The organism is Nostoc sp. NMS9, from assembly GCF_017114995.1.
Classification (GTDB): Bacteria; Cyanobacteriota; Cyanobacteriia; order Cyanobacteriales; family Nostocaceae; genus Nostoc.
Genome location: NZ_JABXKL010000032.1, coordinates 187,616 through 204,343, shown reverse-complemented (window position 1 = coordinate 204,343; position 16,728 = coordinate 187,616). Strand labels below are relative to the sequence as shown.

General features: G+C 41.2%; 17 protein-coding genes. 10 read left to right on the top strand and 7 right to left on the bottom strand.

Annotation, left to right across the window (positions count from 1 at the left end; translation table 11 throughout):
- Positions 1 to 9 precede the first annotated feature (9 nt).
- A complete protein-coding gene (locus HWQ40_RS11635) occupies positions 10 to 1,602 on the top strand; it encodes a glycosyltransferase (RefSeq protein ID WP_292777845.1) in 1,593 nt (530 codons plus the stop codon).
- A 118-nt stretch (positions 1,603 to 1,720) separates the two neighbouring features.
- On the opposite strand, the gene HWQ40_RS11630 is transcribed toward HWQ40_RS11635, so the two are convergent.
- Both HWQ40_RS11630 and HWQ40_RS11625 read right to left on the bottom strand, forming a co-directional pair.
- Positions 1,721 to 2,821, bottom strand: coding sequence for an alpha/beta hydrolase (locus HWQ40_RS11630; RefSeq protein ID WP_292777843.1), 1,101 nt, complete (start codon positions 2,819 to 2,821; stop codon positions 1,721 to 1,723).
- A gap of 305 nt (positions 2,822 to 3,126) precedes the next feature.
- Positions 3,127 to 4,410 (bottom strand): MFS transporter, encoded by a 1,284-nt coding sequence (locus tag HWQ40_RS11625; protein ID WP_292777841.1) that lies wholly within the window; start codon positions 4,408 to 4,410, stop codon positions 3,127 to 3,129.
- A 710-nt stretch (positions 4,411 to 5,120) separates the two neighbouring features.
- Here HWQ40_RS11625 and HWQ40_RS11620 point away from each other — a divergent pair.
- The 3 genes from HWQ40_RS11620 to HWQ40_RS11610 all read left to right on the top strand — a co-directional run bounded on the left by HWQ40_RS11620 (position 5,121) and on the right by HWQ40_RS11610 (position 6,343).
- Positions 5,121 to 5,267 carry a hypothetical protein gene (locus HWQ40_RS11620; protein ID WP_292777839.1) on the top strand — a complete coding sequence of 49 codons (147 nt, stop codon included), beginning with the start codon at positions 5,121 to 5,123 and terminating at the stop codon, positions 5,265 to 5,267.
- Positions 5,268 to 5,361: 94 nt separating this feature from the next.
- Positions 5,362 to 5,943, top strand: coding sequence for an NADPH-dependent FMN reductase (locus HWQ40_RS11615; protein WP_292777837.1), 582 nt, complete (start codon positions 5,362 to 5,364; stop codon positions 5,941 to 5,943).
- A 211-nt stretch (positions 5,944 to 6,154) separates the two neighbouring features.
- Positions 6,155 to 6,343 (top strand): hypothetical protein, encoded by a 189-nt coding sequence (locus HWQ40_RS11610; protein ID WP_292777835.1) that lies wholly within the window; start codon positions 6,155 to 6,157, stop codon positions 6,341 to 6,343.
- A 207-nt stretch (positions 6,344 to 6,550) separates the two neighbouring features.
- On the opposite strand, the gene HWQ40_RS11605 is transcribed toward HWQ40_RS11610, so the two are convergent.
- Positions 6,551 to 6,733 carry a hypothetical protein gene (locus HWQ40_RS11605; RefSeq protein WP_292777833.1) on the bottom strand — a complete coding sequence of 61 codons (183 nt, stop codon included), beginning with the start codon at positions 6,731 to 6,733 and terminating at the stop codon, positions 6,551 to 6,553.
- 272 nt (positions 6,734 to 7,005) lie between these two features.
- On the opposite strand from HWQ40_RS11605, the gene HWQ40_RS11600 reads away from it, so the two are divergent.
- Together HWQ40_RS11600 and HWQ40_RS11595 are read left to right on the top strand one after the other, a co-directional pair.
- Positions 7,006 to 7,152, top strand: a complete 147-nt coding sequence (locus tag HWQ40_RS11600; protein WP_292777831.1) for a hypothetical protein — start codon at positions 7,006 to 7,008, stop codon at positions 7,150 to 7,152.
- 247 nt (positions 7,153 to 7,399) lie between these two features.
- Positions 7,400 to 8,380 carry an aldo/keto reductase gene (locus HWQ40_RS11595; protein ID WP_292777829.1) on the top strand — a complete coding sequence of 327 codons (981 nt, stop codon included), beginning with the start codon at positions 7,400 to 7,402 and terminating at the stop codon, positions 8,378 to 8,380.
- A 150-nt stretch (positions 8,381 to 8,530) separates the two neighbouring features.
- On the opposite strand, the gene HWQ40_RS11590 is transcribed toward HWQ40_RS11595, so the two are convergent.
- Entirely contained in the window at positions 8,531 to 8,728 is a 198-nt protein-coding gene (locus tag HWQ40_RS11590) for a hypothetical protein (protein ID WP_292777826.1), read from the bottom strand.
- Positions 8,729 to 8,762: 34 nt separating this feature from the next.
- Here HWQ40_RS11590 and HWQ40_RS11585 point away from each other — a divergent pair, with 34 nt between their 5' ends.
- The 4 genes from HWQ40_RS11585 (at position 8,763) to HWQ40_RS11570 (ending at position 13,287) form a co-directional block, all read left to right on the top strand.
- The gene (locus tag HWQ40_RS11585; protein ID WP_292777824.1) at positions 8,763 to 9,263 is read left to right on the top strand and encodes a DUF4174 domain-containing protein; all 501 of its coding nucleotides are present in this window, start codon (positions 8,763 to 8,765) and stop codon (positions 9,261 to 9,263) included.
- A gap of 429 nt (positions 9,264 to 9,692) precedes the next feature.
- The gene (locus tag HWQ40_RS11580) at positions 9,693 to 9,965 is read left to right on the top strand and encodes a GlsB/YeaQ/YmgE family stress response membrane protein (protein WP_104909288.1); all 273 of its coding nucleotides are present in this window, start codon (positions 9,693 to 9,695) and stop codon (positions 9,963 to 9,965) included.
- A gap of 1,170 nt (positions 9,966 to 11,135) precedes the next feature.
- Positions 11,136 to 11,777, top strand: coding sequence for a hypothetical protein (locus HWQ40_RS11575; protein ID WP_292777821.1), 642 nt, complete (start codon positions 11,136 to 11,138; stop codon positions 11,775 to 11,777).
- Positions 11,778 to 11,946: 169 nt separating this feature from the next.
- Positions 11,947 to 13,287 (top strand): hypothetical protein, encoded by a 1,341-nt coding sequence (locus tag HWQ40_RS11570; protein ID WP_292777819.1) that lies wholly within the window; start codon positions 11,947 to 11,949, stop codon positions 13,285 to 13,287.
- A gap of 807 nt (positions 13,288 to 14,094) precedes the next feature.
- Here HWQ40_RS11570 and HWQ40_RS11565 read toward each other — a convergent pair.
- The 3 genes from HWQ40_RS11565 to HWQ40_RS11555 all read right to left on the bottom strand — a co-directional run bounded on the left by HWQ40_RS11565 (position 14,095) and on the right by HWQ40_RS11555 (position 16,612).
- On the bottom strand, positions 14,095 to 14,892 hold the full coding sequence (locus HWQ40_RS11565) for a superoxide dismutase (protein WP_292777817.1): 798 nt from the start codon (positions 14,890 to 14,892) through the stop codon (positions 14,095 to 14,097).
- Positions 14,893 to 15,231: 339 nt separating this feature from the next.
- Positions 15,232 to 15,795: a 3'-5' exonuclease gene (locus tag HWQ40_RS11560; protein ID WP_292777815.1), complete on the bottom strand. Its 564-nt coding sequence runs from the start codon at positions 15,793 to 15,795 to the stop codon at positions 15,232 to 15,234.
- 382 nt (positions 15,796 to 16,177) lie between these two features.
- Positions 16,178 to 16,612 carry a hypothetical protein gene (locus HWQ40_RS11555; RefSeq protein WP_292778027.1) on the bottom strand — a complete coding sequence of 145 codons (435 nt, stop codon included), beginning with the start codon at positions 16,610 to 16,612 and terminating at the stop codon, positions 16,178 to 16,180.
- Positions 16,613 to 16,728 lie beyond the last annotated feature (116 nt).

Here is a 16,728-nt window from a genome sequence, read left to right as displayed (position 1 = left end):
TAAGCTGTTATGCTGCCATCTTCAGGCAAAATCTCTAGTAGAAATCAACCTGTATTTAGGAAGTGGGCAATGCACATTGGATTTCTCAACCCTCAAGGCAATTTTGATTCAGGCAATAGTCACATAACGAAACACCCAGATTTTGGGGGTCAGCTAATTTACGTTAAGCAAGTCGCTATAGCCATAGCTCAAATGGGTCATAAAGTTGATATTATCACCCGTCAAATTATTGACCCGGAGTGGCCAGAGTTTGCCCAAGCGATTGACACTTATTCAGGGATCGATAACGTCCGCATTATCCGCTTACCAGCTGGGCCAAAAGAATTTCTCTCTAAAGAGTTGTTATGGCCTCATCTGGTAGCTAATTGGGTATCTAACATCTTGAAATTTTATCAACAGGAAGGTAGCTTACCCGATGCTATGACTGCTCACTACGCTGATGGAGGGCTGTGTGGCGTTCTAATTGAAGAGAAGACAGGCATACCTTTTACCTTTACTGCTCATTCTCTCGGCGCTCAAAAGATGGACAAACTCGAAGCCACCCCAGAAAATCTCACAGGAATAGACGAGCAATTTAATTTCAGATATCGCATTTTAGCCGAACGCCTGAGCATGAATCGCTCGGCCATTAATATCACCAGTACACGACAAGAACGCTTTGAACAGTATTCTCATCGAGTATATACTAGTGCAGTGGATGTAGACAAAGATAACCGCTTTGCAGTGATTCCACCGGGAGCAGATTTCTCAATTTTCGGTGCAAAGGCGCGTTCTGAAAATGAGGAGGCTAGCTACCAATTCGTTCAGGAGCAATTGGCACGGGACATTGCAGAAAACCGTCGAGATTTGCCCGTCATCTTAGCATCCAGTCGATTAGAACTGAAAAAAAACATATTGGGGCTAGTGCAAGCCTTCGCAATCAGTCCAACACTTCAGGAACGAGCTAACTTGGTGCTAATTACAGGGGCACTGGACAATCCTTTACGAGAAGAGGCTAGCGACGAAATGACTGAAGAAGTATTAGCCCCTATTCGGGAAGCGGTCAAAGAAAACGACTTGTGGGGCAAAATCAGTGCATTTGGCTTGTTACATCAGTCTCAAGAGTCACTGGCAGCAACCTATAGGTTTATGGTTAAACGCCGCTCAGTATTTGCGCTGACCGCACTCTACGAACCCTTTGGGCTTGCTCCCTTAGAAGCAGCAGTAGCAGGTTTACCAGTGGTAGCAACCAAGAACGGTGGTCCTAGCGAGAGCTTGCGACAGGGAGATCGGGAATATGGCGTACTCGTCGATCCAGAAGATCCTGCTGATATTGCACGGGGCTTGGAGCGGTTGCTATGTGATGCTCAGGAGTGGGAGTATTTTGCCCAAGCTGGTCAGCAACGGGTGTTGAAAACGTACACTTGGGAATCTACTGCTGAAAACTACCTGTCTTTGCTTGAGCAAATTCTGTCTTCACCGGAAACTCGCCCTCGTGCTGAACTCCTTCCTATCCACCCCTACTTCCATAATCCAGAATCGCAGACCGATGTTTCTTTGGAAGAATTGAGCGAACTCTACTTTGGAACCAACCAAAAGTTACTAAGTACACTTAGCTCTTAAACAGGTTGCTAGTGGGGGCGTACAGTTAGCTGTACGCCCCAACAGGCGATTTCATTTGTTGCAAATTTTTTTTGGAAATGATATAACAAGGTTCGTGAACAAGCAAAGGATGACCCAGCTATAAGCAGCTAGCAGAAAAGCTCCTGACAACCTCAGAAAACTGCTGGTTTTGTTCCATCAATGCCATGTGTCCACCTGGTTTTAGGGTGACTCTTTCAGAGTAAGGTAATTCTGCTTTCATGCGATCGCTCGCCACAGGTTTTGTCGCTATATCTGAACCGCCGCAAACAACCAACACAGGAACATTAATAGTTACAAGTGTGTCTGTTTCGTCAAAGTTGAACATTGCCAGTGTGCCACGAGCCAGAACACCAGGCGAACCCAATGCTGATAATAGACCTGCAAAACTTAGTTGACCCCGTGTTTCAGTACCTGTAAATCCAGATAGTTCGACGGTGATGTACAGCGAACCATTCAAATACGAGAGCCAAGTCATCAACCAAAAAATCGGCCACAGCACGATAGTCAGGTACAACACAGGTTCGAGTAGGGGTTTCTGCAATTTACGTACCAGATTGCTAAAGATACAAGTTTTTACCGGATTGGTGTAAGTAGTATCTACAAGAATTAAGCCAGCCACTCGACTCCCCAATTGCTCTGGAAACAGGCGACAGAATGTCAGGTTAATCATGCCGCCCATGCTGTGTCCCAACAAGATAACAGGTTTATTCCCTGCTATGGCGACAACAGCTTCCAAGTCACGGGCATATTTTTCTATAGAGTGATCGTTGTTTTTCGGTTTAGCAGATTTTCCTAACCCTGGTAGATCCCAAACAATTACTCGGAAGCGATCGCTTAGTTGTCGTTTGGCATAATACCATACAGTACTGTTTGGCCCCCAACCGTGTGACAAGATAATTGGTTGACCATCTTCAGGGCCAAAAAACTCTACCTGCAACACGCTCCCATCTGGACGTGGCAAGCGCTGCACGGTTTTGCTACGCATAAACTTGGGTTCCTCGGCTCCAGGACGGCGCAGCAATGGCAAACTGATAAAACGACCGCCAAAAGACCACAGAAACATTACTAATCCAGCTACTAAGTAGGGCGTTCCTACAAGTTCTCGTTCATACCACTCATAGAGAATGTAGATCCCCCCGCCAAGTACCCCAACGGACAGCAGTTGAAACAGCCATACAAGTAGAAAATTATGAGGCATGAATATCATGAGCCTAAACCTTGCAATGCTTTGTTAACTGCTTTTAGCTTCATACCATAGTTAGAATCATCCATCTTTCACTCCCAAGAATGATTTAGACAGTCTTATGGGGGTAAAAAAATGCTGGGTTAGTTGGTAAACAATGTAGATTGGCAAAAATAACTATTAATAAAAAATATTCCCTCTGCCTCCTGCTTTTTATTAATTAACAACTCTTCGGTAGGGGTGTGTTAGTGACAGGTACATGAGCCTACAGCAACCTAGCGCATTCACATTAGGGATTACAAATTAATATCAAATGCTTACTACTCAGGCAAAACATTAACTGAATCGTTACTAAAATCTTGTTCAAGATAGCGTGGATCGCTTACTCCTACGTGCAAAAGCAGTGCTGTAAATAATGCACCGATAGCTGCTACCAAGAAGGTAGTTCTATAGTCAATATTCTCCACTATCCATCCACCTAGTAGGGGAGCAAGGATACTAGCAGGGGCAATAAGGGTATTACCAAGACCAATATAGGCTGGTCGTTGGTGTTGGTTGCCAAACTCTAAGGTCATTACCGCAGCAATATTTTGCAGAGCTATCATACCTATTCCCTCTCCTATAAATACCAAGTAAAACCAGTTGGCATTTGATGCCAAACAAGCTAAAACCGAACTGAACGCACAGGCGACACAACCAATTTGTAAAATCAACTTGTAACCTGTGCGATCGCCAAACCAACCCAAAACCAATCCAGCAATAGTTTGTGTAACCATCAATAGAGTCGTAATTAACCCAACAGATGCTTCTCCCATTCCATATTGATGTACTGCATAGAGTGTATAGAAAGGAAGTGGCATCAGTCCTAACTGTGAGATCATACGTGCAGTCACAAAGCAACGGAAATTCTCATCACAGCGGAGAATCACAATCAGACTGTCCCAAAATTCACGTCTAGTTTCAAAGGCTGATGATGTGATGCTTACTGGCTCTCGCGTCCTAGACATAAAAAACCAAGATAGAGCCATTGCCAAACTGGCACACAAAAAACACAGAGCAAAGTTAAATGGTTGAGCAATTTCTTTAAGCAGTAAACCAGCGATCGCAGCACCACAAATACTCATTAGATTACCAGATGCTGCTAAAGTACCGTAAAAAATACCAAGCTTTCTGGAGGGAACAATTTTAGCAACCATACTTTGCCAAGCAGTAGCGCTAAACCCGCTACCTAGTCCTTGCCAAATGAGTATGGCAAATGTCAACAGTAAAATAGTTTGGTGATTGAGTTGTAGTTGTAATAGAGCCACTAGTGCTAATCCCAAAAAAGGAAGCTTCTGATGAATTGTCGACGACATTACAGTTGGTTTGTAACACTGTAGACGAGCTACTTTATTAGCTGTTAATAGCTGAGGTAGTTGCCAGCCTAAGCGTGGAATAGCTGGGATCAGACCGATGAGTAATGCAGAATCAGTAAGAGTACTAACAAATAGCGGAAGAATCGTGAAAAATGAAGCAAAACCACTCCCAAAACCAAAAAATCCACTTTCAATAACATTGACAGTAAAATTATGGCGAAGGTCTTTTTTAATTTCAGAATTAAGCATTTTTATAGATATTGCAAGTTTGGTGATTTATTCTCTTTTGGGGAAACTCAGGCTGCGTTTTAAACAGGTTTATCTTCTTTTTGTAGATACTTAGAAATCACCTAAGTACCCACAAAAATCTGAGTTCCATAAATTGTTCCCAAATGTTGTACTTAAATCACCGTTGAAAAATATTTTTGTAAAATATCCCAATTTTTGATGGTGAGCCTTACTGCAAATGAGTCCTAGGTCTGTGGCAGGTCTGGTCTAGGTTAACTTTGAAGGTGTATGTCTGTGGTGTCTAGATTGGCTGTTAGCGGTGTAGATTATAGCGGTTCTCAACTGCGTAAAATACCGACCTAACCGCCAGCCCCTTCCCTTGCAGGGAAGGGGAGTAAGCCTCAAAGCCTCTCTCCTTTTAGGAGAGAGGTCAAAATCTATTGCATACAAACGAGAAGCGCTATATGGCCTGACAAAGCTCACGCCTATTAATCACAGAGATTGACTTGACAGTAAAATAGCTAAAGCGTAAGCTTAGCCCGTTGTAGGCATCGCACAAAAATTATTGAGAAAAGTCGATTTGAAGCTGGACTTTTTGGGTTGGATCGAAGGAAAACCGGAAGGAAGTGTGTCTATCGGTTTGTTGACCCACAGGATCGTCGTGAGTTAATTTTGGGACAGTGGGTAAATCAGTTATCAGTTATAAGTGGAGAGTCGGAGTTTGAGACTTTGTGTTGACTGTAAACTTTTCACTGTTCGCTGATTGGGTATCAATCACCGATAATAATGATGTATATACACCAGTCATTGATATCACCACACAAGACATTCCCCAAAAATTGCAAAAGGTTGTAAAAACTGGTGCTGCTCAAGGCTAAAAGAATTGGAGGCGGGTGCGAATCTGTGGTGTGTGATTAGTTGCTGGTGGTATCGCTAGGCTGAAAACTATTTAGTTGTTAAAAATCATTGATCGTGAAATTCAAAACAATAGTCTTCTATGGTTCCTACAGGAGCGATCGCCAAGGCATCAAAGCTGCTAGATTCATGATTGACCAGCTTAACCAAAGAAACCATCAGGTGATTTTTGCGGATGCAAAGGAGTATGACTTTGCCATCTTAGATCGGATGTATAAAGAATATGGCAAAGGTCAGGCTCCTGCAAAGATGGAAGAGCTGGCAGAGCATATCCGAACCGCAGACGGTTTTGTAATTGTTGCAGGAGAGTACAACCATTCGATTCAACCAGGATTGAGCAATCTAATGGATCACTATCTAGAAGAATATTTTTTCCGTCCTGCTGGTATTGTTTGCTACTCGGCTGGTAGCTTTGGAGGAGTGCGGGCAGCCATCCAGTTACGCGCTTTTCTGTCAGAGATGGGAATGCCCACTATTTCCAGCATTTTTGCTATTTCTAAAATTGGAGACTCACTGAATAAAGCAGGTGTTTCACAGGAAGCTGCTTTAACCAAAAGAGTCAGTCAATTTTTGGATGAATTAGAGTGGTACGAAGAAGCATTGCAACGACAAAGAAAAGAAAAAGGAAACCCCTTCTAATCAAGTCAGCAATCAATTATTAGTTATAACGGACTGATTAATTAACTAAAGTTTTTTATATATTTTTGGCGATAACTTCCATAGTTTCTTTCAATACAGGAAGCCAAACGCAACCCTTAGTCACCCTTTAAGAGAAACTTGTGTGAAGCTGTAAGAGAGTGAAGAATCAAACTCTCTTCTACTAATCAGTTCTGACTTGCCCTTTGTAAATATGCCTTCAATTAACTACAACCGCACCGACAGCCAGCAGCCACAAAGCATTACCATTGAAGGTTATGTTGTCCGGCCAGGATTACACATTCTCAGTTACGAGCAACTCAAGTTGCTACGAGACCAAACACAGCATCATTCTCAGCTTGAATCTCTAGTGAGCCAAGGTGTTATTAAGTTGACTGGTTAGGTGAATTCTAATAAGAAATTTACCATAGCTCTTGGTTTCGACTACTTCGACTTTGCTCGATGGAGCCGTAGTCGAAGTGTCGAAACTCGTCAACATAGGTATTTTTTTCATCAGAAATCACCTTAATAGTCGTCAACTCAGTTGCAATTCATCTCATCACCTAGCCAATAAGGAGGCGATGAGATGAATTGCTGTATCAGCTAAGTTCTAAGTAGATGAGTTTGAACGTTCTATTTGCTGACGAATGGTATCAATAGAAGCATTAATACCAGCCAGTCTGGACTCTAAATCATCTCGCAGCCAAATCAAGAATTTTAATTTCCGCTCTAAGCTAGCTTTGTGCGAAATGGGTTCGCTTCCATAACATGGATTACCCCAAAAAGGAAACATAGTTTACCTCTAAATTTAGCTTTTGTAAGAGTGCAATACATTGCACCATTACATTCTGACGAATAACAATCAGACTGGTGTATGTAACAACCGACCATTATTGTGCGTGCTTAACGAACTTTCGCTAAAAGTTATCTCTTGAATTGGTGGAGGTATTTGACCAAACTGCCATCAACTCTATCCACTTCTCCTCTAAGAACAAGTTGAAGTGACGATACCATATTCAAAGGTTCTGGCAATTTGGCATTACAACTCTGTATTTTGCAGTTTAAATGAGATATCAACAGAACAGAACAACGACAAATCGCCAGTTGTTGACCCAACGCTGTAAAATAACTCAGCAGCCAATTCACAGCGCTTGGTCATCGCTTCTCTACGAGACGCTGCGCGAACGCTACAACTGGCTAGTAATTCACTAGAAAACACATAGTAAAAATGTATTTACAGCAGATTTCAAGTTGGTGAGGTACACAACGATTCGTCTGTTACCCAAGAATAAAGCGTGTTTTACTCCTGTTAGCGCAGCAAGGCGTAGCCCATTCTGAACTCTCAATTCTGCTGTATATCAGTAAATACTTCTAATAATAGATGACTTGGTGGAAGGGAAAGGGATAATGCTGAAAGGGGTAATATTCTAAGACCAATTACTGAGTAGGAAATTATTTTATGAGAACCAGAAAGCTAGGCAAACAAGGGTTAGAAGTTTCAACTATCGGACTTGGTTGTATGGGAATGTCTGAGTTCTATAGTGGTCGTGATGAAATTGAAGCGATCGCGACAATTCATCGAGCATTAGAACTTGGAGTGAATTTTCTTGATACTGCTGATATGTATGGGCCCTTTACCAACGAGCAACTAGTAGGCAGAGCAATTAAAGATCGCCGAGATCGAGTAGTTTTAGCAACTAAATTTGGCAATGTCCGTACTGAAGATGGTGGTTTTAAAGGGGTTAATGGCAGACCAGAATATGTACATCAAGCTTGTGATGCCTCGCTAAAACGTCTGGGAGTGGAAGTGATTGACCTCTATTATCAACATCGCGTAGATCCAACTGTCCCCATTGAAGATACTGTCGGGGCAATGGCAGAGTTAGTAAAGCTGGGAAAAGTGCGTTATTTGGGGCTTTCGGAAGCTGCTCCGGCGACAATTCGACGGGCTGTAGCAGTTCACCCGATTACCGCACTGCAAACAGAATACTCTCTTTGGAGTCGAGAGCCAGAGGATGAAATTTTACCTACTGTGCGGGAATTAGGAATTGGGTTTGTTCCCTATAGCCCATTAGGAAGAGGATTTTTATCAGGTGCGATCGCTAGCCCTGACGATCTTGCACCTGATGACTATCGAAGAAATTCTCCTCGCTTTCAAGGTGAGAATTTTTATAAAAACTTGCAATTAGTAGAGCAAGTCAAAGCGATCGCTAGCGAAAAAGGAGTAACTTCTAGTCAGCTTGCTTTAGCATGGCTATTCGCTCAAGGAGAAGATATTGTCCCAATACCTGGTACAAAACGCCGTACTTACTTGGAGGAGAATATTGCAGCTACCGAAATTATCCTGACTAAACAAGATTTGAATCGACTGGAAACAGTTGCACCAAAAAATGTCGCAGCAGGTGAACGCTATCCTGACATGAGTACTGTTAACCGTTGATCCCTCTGAGTACTGGAGTATTTTTTCAAATTCCGCTTTAGATGCACAAGCAGATATTACCGCAGCTTAACAAAGTAATCACCCAGAATTCTCAGAGGAAATGTCAAAAGTAGCGATCGCTATTTTATCAGCTACATATCTGGATCTCATTCAATCATCTGGAAACTGCCAGCACGAGATATGTTCAATATCTTTGCTGCCGCATTTACTACAGACTGCATTAATCACAGAGTCCACCCATTCATAGCTACAACTACGACAATGACAGAAAATGTTATTGTGGTTAGCCATTTCAATACCTTCATGCCACTGTTGCAGTTGAGAAGAGTCTGGAAAAGCTTCTGACATTTCATCAAACCTCGTTCATGTCATAGTCTATATTATGAGCCTAACAAGCCCCAAAGTGAATAACTCAGTATTAATCGCCCTGACGATCACCGCATCTATAGCCCTATCGCCCGTTATCATTGCTGGTACTGTCCAAGGTTCAACCCATACTATCAAAATGTCTTCATTTAACCTCAGTTCCCAAAAATGGCAAAACCGTGTGCTACTAATCTTTGCACCATCTGTTGATAATCATCGCTATCAGCAACAGATGCAGGTATTTAACCAGCACCAAAACGATTTTAAAGACCGAGATTTAGTTCTCGTTCAAGTTTTGGCAACAGATAAAAGCTATGCCAACGGACAGTTAATAGATGAGTCTTCTGCTGCCAATTTGCGAAATCGCTTTGGGGTTGATAAAGAAAATTTTCGCGTCATCTTGATCGGCAAAGATGGTGGTGTTAAGCGCCAAGAAACGACACCAGTGCAAGCGACAGCAATTTTTGAGCAAATTGACGCTATGCCCATGCGTCAGCAAGAAATGCAAGAACGATAAATTGGTAAAGCAGTTGGTTTTATTGTTTAACATTAATGCAAGTACAGGTAATTGCCCTTTACGACAAATGCTACGCCAATCCCTAAGCGCAAACCTCTTACAGCACCAGAATTCTACAAGTTGAGTAAACTTAAGTGCGAACCTACAAAAGTATCTGCTTTCAAACCTGAGCTTAATTCTTCAAGTAGATGAGAACAATTATTAAAAATGCATGTACTGCAATTATCAAGCAATGAATTTATTAGCTCCTGGTTTCAGACCTACTAGGAGCTTTTTTTATTATCCATCTCAATAAAGGGAGTTCATCACGAGAAGTAATAGCGTTCATCCTCAAGGCTATTGATCATTGCTTCTGTTGGTAGATTGAATGTCAATATTTGGATTGCTATTGTGTATTTGTCACTAAAAAATGTTTATCAAATAAAAACAATGAATATTCTTGCTTGGATTGTTTTAGGTCTAATTGCTGGTGCGATCGCAAAGGCTATCTACCCCGGTCATCAAGGCGGCGGAATTTTAGCAACAATTTTATTAGGAATCGTTGGTGCTTTTATTGGTGGTAGTTTGGGTGTATTCTTCAGTACAGGAAGCTTTGCTCTAGCGGCTCCCTCTTTGAGTATTCCGGGTATTGCAGTGGCAGTTCTGGGTGCAATTGTTGCAGTCTTCTTGTGGAATGCGTTAACTAGCCGCAGTGCTTTGTAATAAATTAAATTGAATTAACTAATTTAGAACTTACGCACTTTTTGTCTTACCTGTCAATGCGTAAGTTCTGTTTATCAACAATTCTTGACAGAATTTGTCGCTTGTCATGCTGATAGCCTCAACATTATTCAGGTTGATAATGTTGAGGCTATGATTTTATTTTGGATGCCCTATCTGTCGCAAATATTTTTTGAATTGGTATTAGAGAAGTCGTAAATCTCTGTCTTACAGGCTTATAAGGTCTGTGGCAACAATAGTAACAGCATGCTAAATCGCAAATTTTATACTTGTAATCTAACTTAACTTTGTTTGGGGCATAGGCGTAGCCCATTATAGACATCGTCTGACAGGATAATTAAAAACTTGGGTTAGCGATCGCAATCTATTAGTTATACGTGTTTTATTTCAATTAAAGTTATATTTAAGACATACCATTAGTGCTTTACTAACAATAGTATTAAGTTCTTAAATACTAATAGTGTGTAAATAGATTAAGCTTGCCTCTCACCTATTTGCTATGAAATTTAATGAAGAGGTAGTTACGATTCCCAGTGTACAACTTTGACAACTGTCCACAATACTGTTGCATGTATCAAGCTCATGGTAATATTATCTTACTGTCAGGGAGATATTATTTTATACATCAATTTGTAACCATGCTGAAACAGCTAGTTAGGTGTGCTACCTCCAAAAAACAAAAAATTATTCAACCTATCCAGGAAATCAACAAAAGCCCTAATGTGCAAAGCACAGAGCTTTTGAAACTCTGCTTATATAAGGTACTAAAGAGCTAACTAAAGCTCTTTTTTAGGAATCATCATAGCCAGCGAGAAAGGCATACAACCCTCTTAGGATGGCAAAAAATTAGACAAGAGGAAATAGAAAAGTTTTGACACAATGTCAATAGTTTTTTGTATATGTAAAAATATCAAAAAGCCGAATTTGTCTTGTCAAGAAGACATTAACATTGTGTGTTTTATTTAGATATTGATTCTCTTTGTGCTTAGTTACCTATATATAAAAGTCCTATTTGATTAGTGAAAACTTAAGCTACCCTCGATCAAATCAGGCAAACACTTAAATTTAACAAATAATTTAGGACTGCTAGATCAATCTCGATCTAGTGAAAATTCGATTATTCACAAAGTCAGTAAGAGTAACAGGAAAAACATGAATATCATAGTTCGTTTGTTTGGAGCGATCGTTCTCCAAGTATCTGCGTTGGCTGCAATGTCTAGCATGGCAATGTCTGATGACAAGCCCTTTCGCGTCAATACCCAGCAGACTCCTGCTGTTTATCCACGGAAAACAACACAGAGGATTTGCTCTTTAGATCCCATTGAAGATTTATTACCTCCACCACAAACTAAAGCAAGTAATTCTTTGCTTTCTTACCTTGCTGAACAGGGTTTTACACAAAATAAAGAGGGTTCCTGGGTCTGTTATGCGAACGATCCTAAAAAAGAAGGACGTTACTTTACTTTATTTAAGGTCAAACAAGTTAATAGCAGGCTTATAGCAAGTTCTTTCCTAGATGAGGGCAGTCTGATTCAAGGGCAGGAAAATCGTAGCTTGGACTTCTTTATGATGCTGATTGAGCATCATACGAATACTACCAAAGAGAACCGTCAAGGTATACGTAGATATCTACAAGCCTTCGTTTCCTTAGTCAAGGAAGGGAAGATCAAACCTACACGTCGTGGGTATCTTTTTGACCAACCAAACCGGGCGATGGTTTTATATCACACACTCTCATCAGGAAACCTTAAAGGAACGGGAATCACGATCAACATTTATTTACCTAAGAGTTGAATTGGGGAATGGGGACTGGGGAATGGGGAGACAAGGGGACAAGGGGGAATTATTGAACAAGCCTCTCCCTTGTCTCCCCCCTCTTCCTTGTCTACCTTGTCTCTTCTCAATGCCCAATCCCCAATGCCCCATGCCCAATTAAATTGCTGTCGTTTAGTGGAGGTGCATCTTGTCTAAATCAATTGTTCAAAGAATTGCGATGCCGAAGGTAGTTCGCTTTGCAGCGATCGCATTTTCATCTGTTGCAGTAGTACTCACTACGTGTCAGTCTGCTTTTGCACAGCTAAATGTTGGACGCTATGGCATCCAACAAGGACTGGAGTCTGAGTATCTCCAGTACCAAATTAATAACCAGAATTTGAGCAAGATGCGAGTCATTCCTGGATGTGATGTGGGATTTGGTCTGACCTGCAATAAGACTGGATCGGTAATCCAACGATTAGTGGAGTTAAACAATGGGACTAGTTATCAAAACCTTCTGATCCGAGCAGCCGGTGGGGAGAAAAACTTCCAGAATTTCGCTAGCTTCTACGGCAATAATCCTAATCTCTCTGCGGTGCCTTACGCTTCATTTTGGAGAAACGCATCTCCCGCAATCATGGATGGATCTCAATATCTTCTTGGACAACCTTTTGGTCGCAATCCAGTAGAAGGACTTGGACTTGTAACCAAACAGTTTTACTGGGCGCCATATTCAGGAGTCAATGACTCTGTTAGCCTTCGTAATGGATTACTAGACCTAAAATTGTCATACGGACGATTGCTGTTTGAAGAAGCCTCAAAAATTTCTAACATTCAAGAGCAGATTCAGTCTCTAGGTCTATCGCCAGAGATGACAAATTTTTATTTAGATAAAATCTCTACAGGCTTGGATGCGTTGAGTTCTGGAGATCAGAACCAACTCCAACAGAAGATTTTTGAAGTACTATCCTTTCCATACTCCGAAGAAGGTGGGGAACTCGGACGCCCCAACAATGCGATTCCAGCGGAATTTAATCAGATATTAGGAGAAGATATCGCGGGAGATACTTTGCTGAGTGACAATCCACTAGCCTTGGATGGAGAAACAATAGCTTTTGATGCTTTCCCTGGCTCTACGGGAGATGTCTTGGTACCAGACAGTTCTAATTCCTTTCCACTTTGGCCAATAATCGGCGTTGGGGGTCTTGGTTTAATTCTGCTTCTACTACTGAGTGGCGATAGTTCTTCAGCTCAACCATCTGTTTCTTCAGCTCAACCACCTGTTTCTCCAGCTCAACCACCTACACCTGTTTCTCCAGAAAATGCACCTTTGTCTCTGACCAGTAAAGGCGAATGCGATCTCACTCCTAGTGGTAATGGTTCCGATCACACACAGATCATTGAAGTTCCGTGTAATGTTACTCCTCAAACCCCCACCGAAGTGAAAAAGGTAATGGAGCCATCAACGATCAAAGCGCTTGTATTGCTAATTGTTCTACTATGGATAGTCCGTAACAAACACCGATCTTTAAAAATCCGTCATTCGTAATTATGTTACATAAGGGGATTTAGCGAAAAGTTAGAGCGCTAGTTTCCAGCAATGTCTACGATGTTCACTACGATGCCCTGAGCTTGCCGTACCACTTCCCTACGGGACGCTACGCGAACGTGGAAGCAAGCTACGCAAAGCGTCTCGTAGAAAAGCATTGGTGTCAACTTAATGTGAAAGTCATCCTAGAAATGAGCTTTTAGATATTGTCTCGTTTCCAGTCGGAGACTGGGAATGCCCGTCGTTGAGGCTCCGCCTCAAGATTTGCGGTTCTGCCGCAATGATGTGCATTTCCAGCCAGAGGCGAATGGCACTAAGAAAAGCTCTAAACTATGCGGAATAAGCACTACAGCTTTTAAGTCTCTTGAAAAGTGGAGGATTGACACTCCCCGAATTAGAAATTCGGGGATTCCAATGAATTTATCTGGGAAAGCCGTGATTGCGTTCCCACATTGCCACAAATGCAACCTCAAGACGTTTTAGGGTTTGTTGCAAAACTTGAGATTGTACCTTTTTTAGTTCAGGAAAGTCTTTTTTGGCAGCAGTCAACGCTTTGCACTGACTAGCATAGGTCGGACGTGGGGCATCATTCGGGATGATGTATTCGTGTTTGAGTGAAAATTAAGCAAGCAATTGCAAACTACTTAAACCGCAAGTGTTTCGGCTTTTCTTAGTGCCATTTTGCTCAGTGACCTCCTGCCTTATCCCAACGATAAAGATTTACGCCTACCTATTTAGACTGGATAATGTGCATAGTATGTAAAACCTGATGAAAATAGGGTAGTTTACCAGCCCTTTGCGTAGCGTTCAGTTCGGGGAGCGTCCCATAGAGAAAGAAAGGTATCGCCTGTTAATCTGCGGCCAATTCACCACATTCCACCAATTATCCAAATACTCAGCTCGACGGTTGCGATATTTCAGGTAATAAGCGTGTTCCCATAGATCGTTACCCATAATCGGATATGAACCTTCCATAATCGGGTTATCCTGATTTGCTGTGGTGACAATCTGGAGTTGCTTTTGAGGATTGCGTACTAACCAAACCCAACCACTACCGAAACGAGCTGCGCCCGCTGCGTTAAACTGTTGTTTAAAGGCATCAAAACTGCCAAAAGTTTGGTTAATTTCTTGAGCGATCGCTCCTGATGGTTGTCCTCCACCTTGGGGACTCATCAGTTGCCAAAAAATCGTGTGGTTGAGATGACCACCAGCGTTATTACGTACCTTTGTCCGAATATCTTCAGGTACGCTGTTCAAATTCACTAGTAAACCTTCAACACTTCTTTTTTGCAAATCTGGATACTGCTTCAATGCATCATTTAAGTTCTTGACGTAGCTAGCATGATGTGCGTCGTGATGCAATTTCATCGTTTCAGCATCTATCGCTTTTCCTAGTGCCCCATAAGCATAAGGCAATGGTGGTAGCTGTGCGGGAGAAGCACTTAATGATCTATTAGGATAAGCTACGGTGGCAAACGGTCTAGCAACTGTTGGTGTAGAAGTTTGTGCCTCAGCTATTGGTACTGGTTCATGAGAAATTAGCAGAATTGTCAACACAATTGTTGTGAAGAAAAAAACTATTTTTTTTCGCCAAAATCCGATCATAAATTGTAGCCTCAAAATCAATATTATTAGCTTCTAACCCGATCGTAGACTGTTATTTTGCAGTTACACTAAGCCAAATATTATTTATATATATTACCTTAGTTGTCAGTTAATTCAAGCAAAAATAGATATAGCTAAAGTTTTATTTTTTAAACCTATAATTCAAACTATGTAACCAAAAAATCTCTTTGACCAAGAAGAATAATTATCAATCCAACTCTTAATTTTTATTGTGCTATGGGTGTTTCGTATGACCGTGTGAACATCTTGTTTACACCATAATAGCTAGATTGTATCCACTGTTTTAGCTGGGCTATGCTACTACAAGTTTTCTATTATTCAGCTTAGTTTTTTGTTTTTCATCTGTCTGTAAATAGCTGCAATGTTGTGAGCATCATCAATACCACGATGGTGTATACCTTTTAATTCTATCCCCAACTCATTGAGAGCCTGTGCCATGCCAAATTTTTTAGATACGCCAAGATATTTTGAAAATTCATCTTTGATATTTATGTGTTCTGAAGTAAAAGGATAAGGGAATTTATGAAACGCGCAATCTTGAATAAATTGCTTTTTGTCGTAATTACCCCAAGAACAAAAAATATAGTTGGGAAATAAACTAATCCATTCTTTGAAGCGAGAAATTGCCTCTAAAAATTTTGGCGCTTCGTTAACATCTTGCTGCCGAATGCTAGTCAATTCGGTGCAAAAAACTGTCAGTTGCGGATGTCTCACAGGTTGGATGAATTGCTGAAACTCTGAATCAATTTCCCACGTTGTTCGATTGAGCATCACAGCACCGATTTCAATGATTTCCATTTCGTGACGGGGAATAGTCCCACTGTCACAGCACGTAGCTTCCAAATCGACTATCAGATAATAGTGGGATATTTTAGTATTCATATTATGTAATAGAGTAATGATAATGAAAATTAGTAATTATTTATACATTTTTTTGAGCAATTAGAATAAAAGGCAGAAGGCAGAGGGCAGGAGGCAGGAGGAAAGAAGTATGAATGAAAATTCGCTTATGCAGGGTATAAAGCCCAGTTTAAAAGAAGAATTGTATCGAGCCGAAAGTGCCACGAGATACAAAGCAGTCCTTGCATCAATCCCACGTTTTTAAACGTGGGTTCCAACTGAGCCTCCTGCCTCCTAAAACAATTAATTATGTAAGCACATTGTATTTATTATATTACAAAAATGTGATGCTTACAGCCTTTTTGATTTATTTGAACTACAGCTAGCTGTAAGACTACAACTTCACAACTTAGAGAAAGGGAATTTAGATTGATGAAAAAGGTTTAACCCAACGGAATTGAATAGCGAGATCAAGAGCGATCGCAGCTATTCCAAACCACAACACACTTTCAAAAGCCAACACCAAAAAAGGCCAAATTGTGCTGTGAGAATTCCACCCAAGTTCTATCTGAGTTAATCCGCGCACCAAGCCAAAGGCTAACACGCCACCAGCTTTGAGTTGAGGATTTGGATCGGAGCGGATGATATAGCGGTAGGTGACACCAAATAGGAAACCAGTAAAAGTTGCAACTGCACCACTTACCCACAAGTGCCAGTTAAGATCGCTTTGCAGACTTGCGAGTATCTGAAAATACTTTGCCAGTACTAAAGTATTCAACAGACTAGCGATCACGAAGCTAAAACACACAGATAAACCCCCAATTATTCCAGCCTTGAGGGATTCTATGCGTTCTGCCATTAATTGAGGATCTAAAGTTGGGTTCACCCTATATATAAATTAAGTATTGGGTATTAGGAAAATTCTTTCCCAGTCTCCAATATGATAAATGCTAAAGCAGTTGTGTAATCAATTAA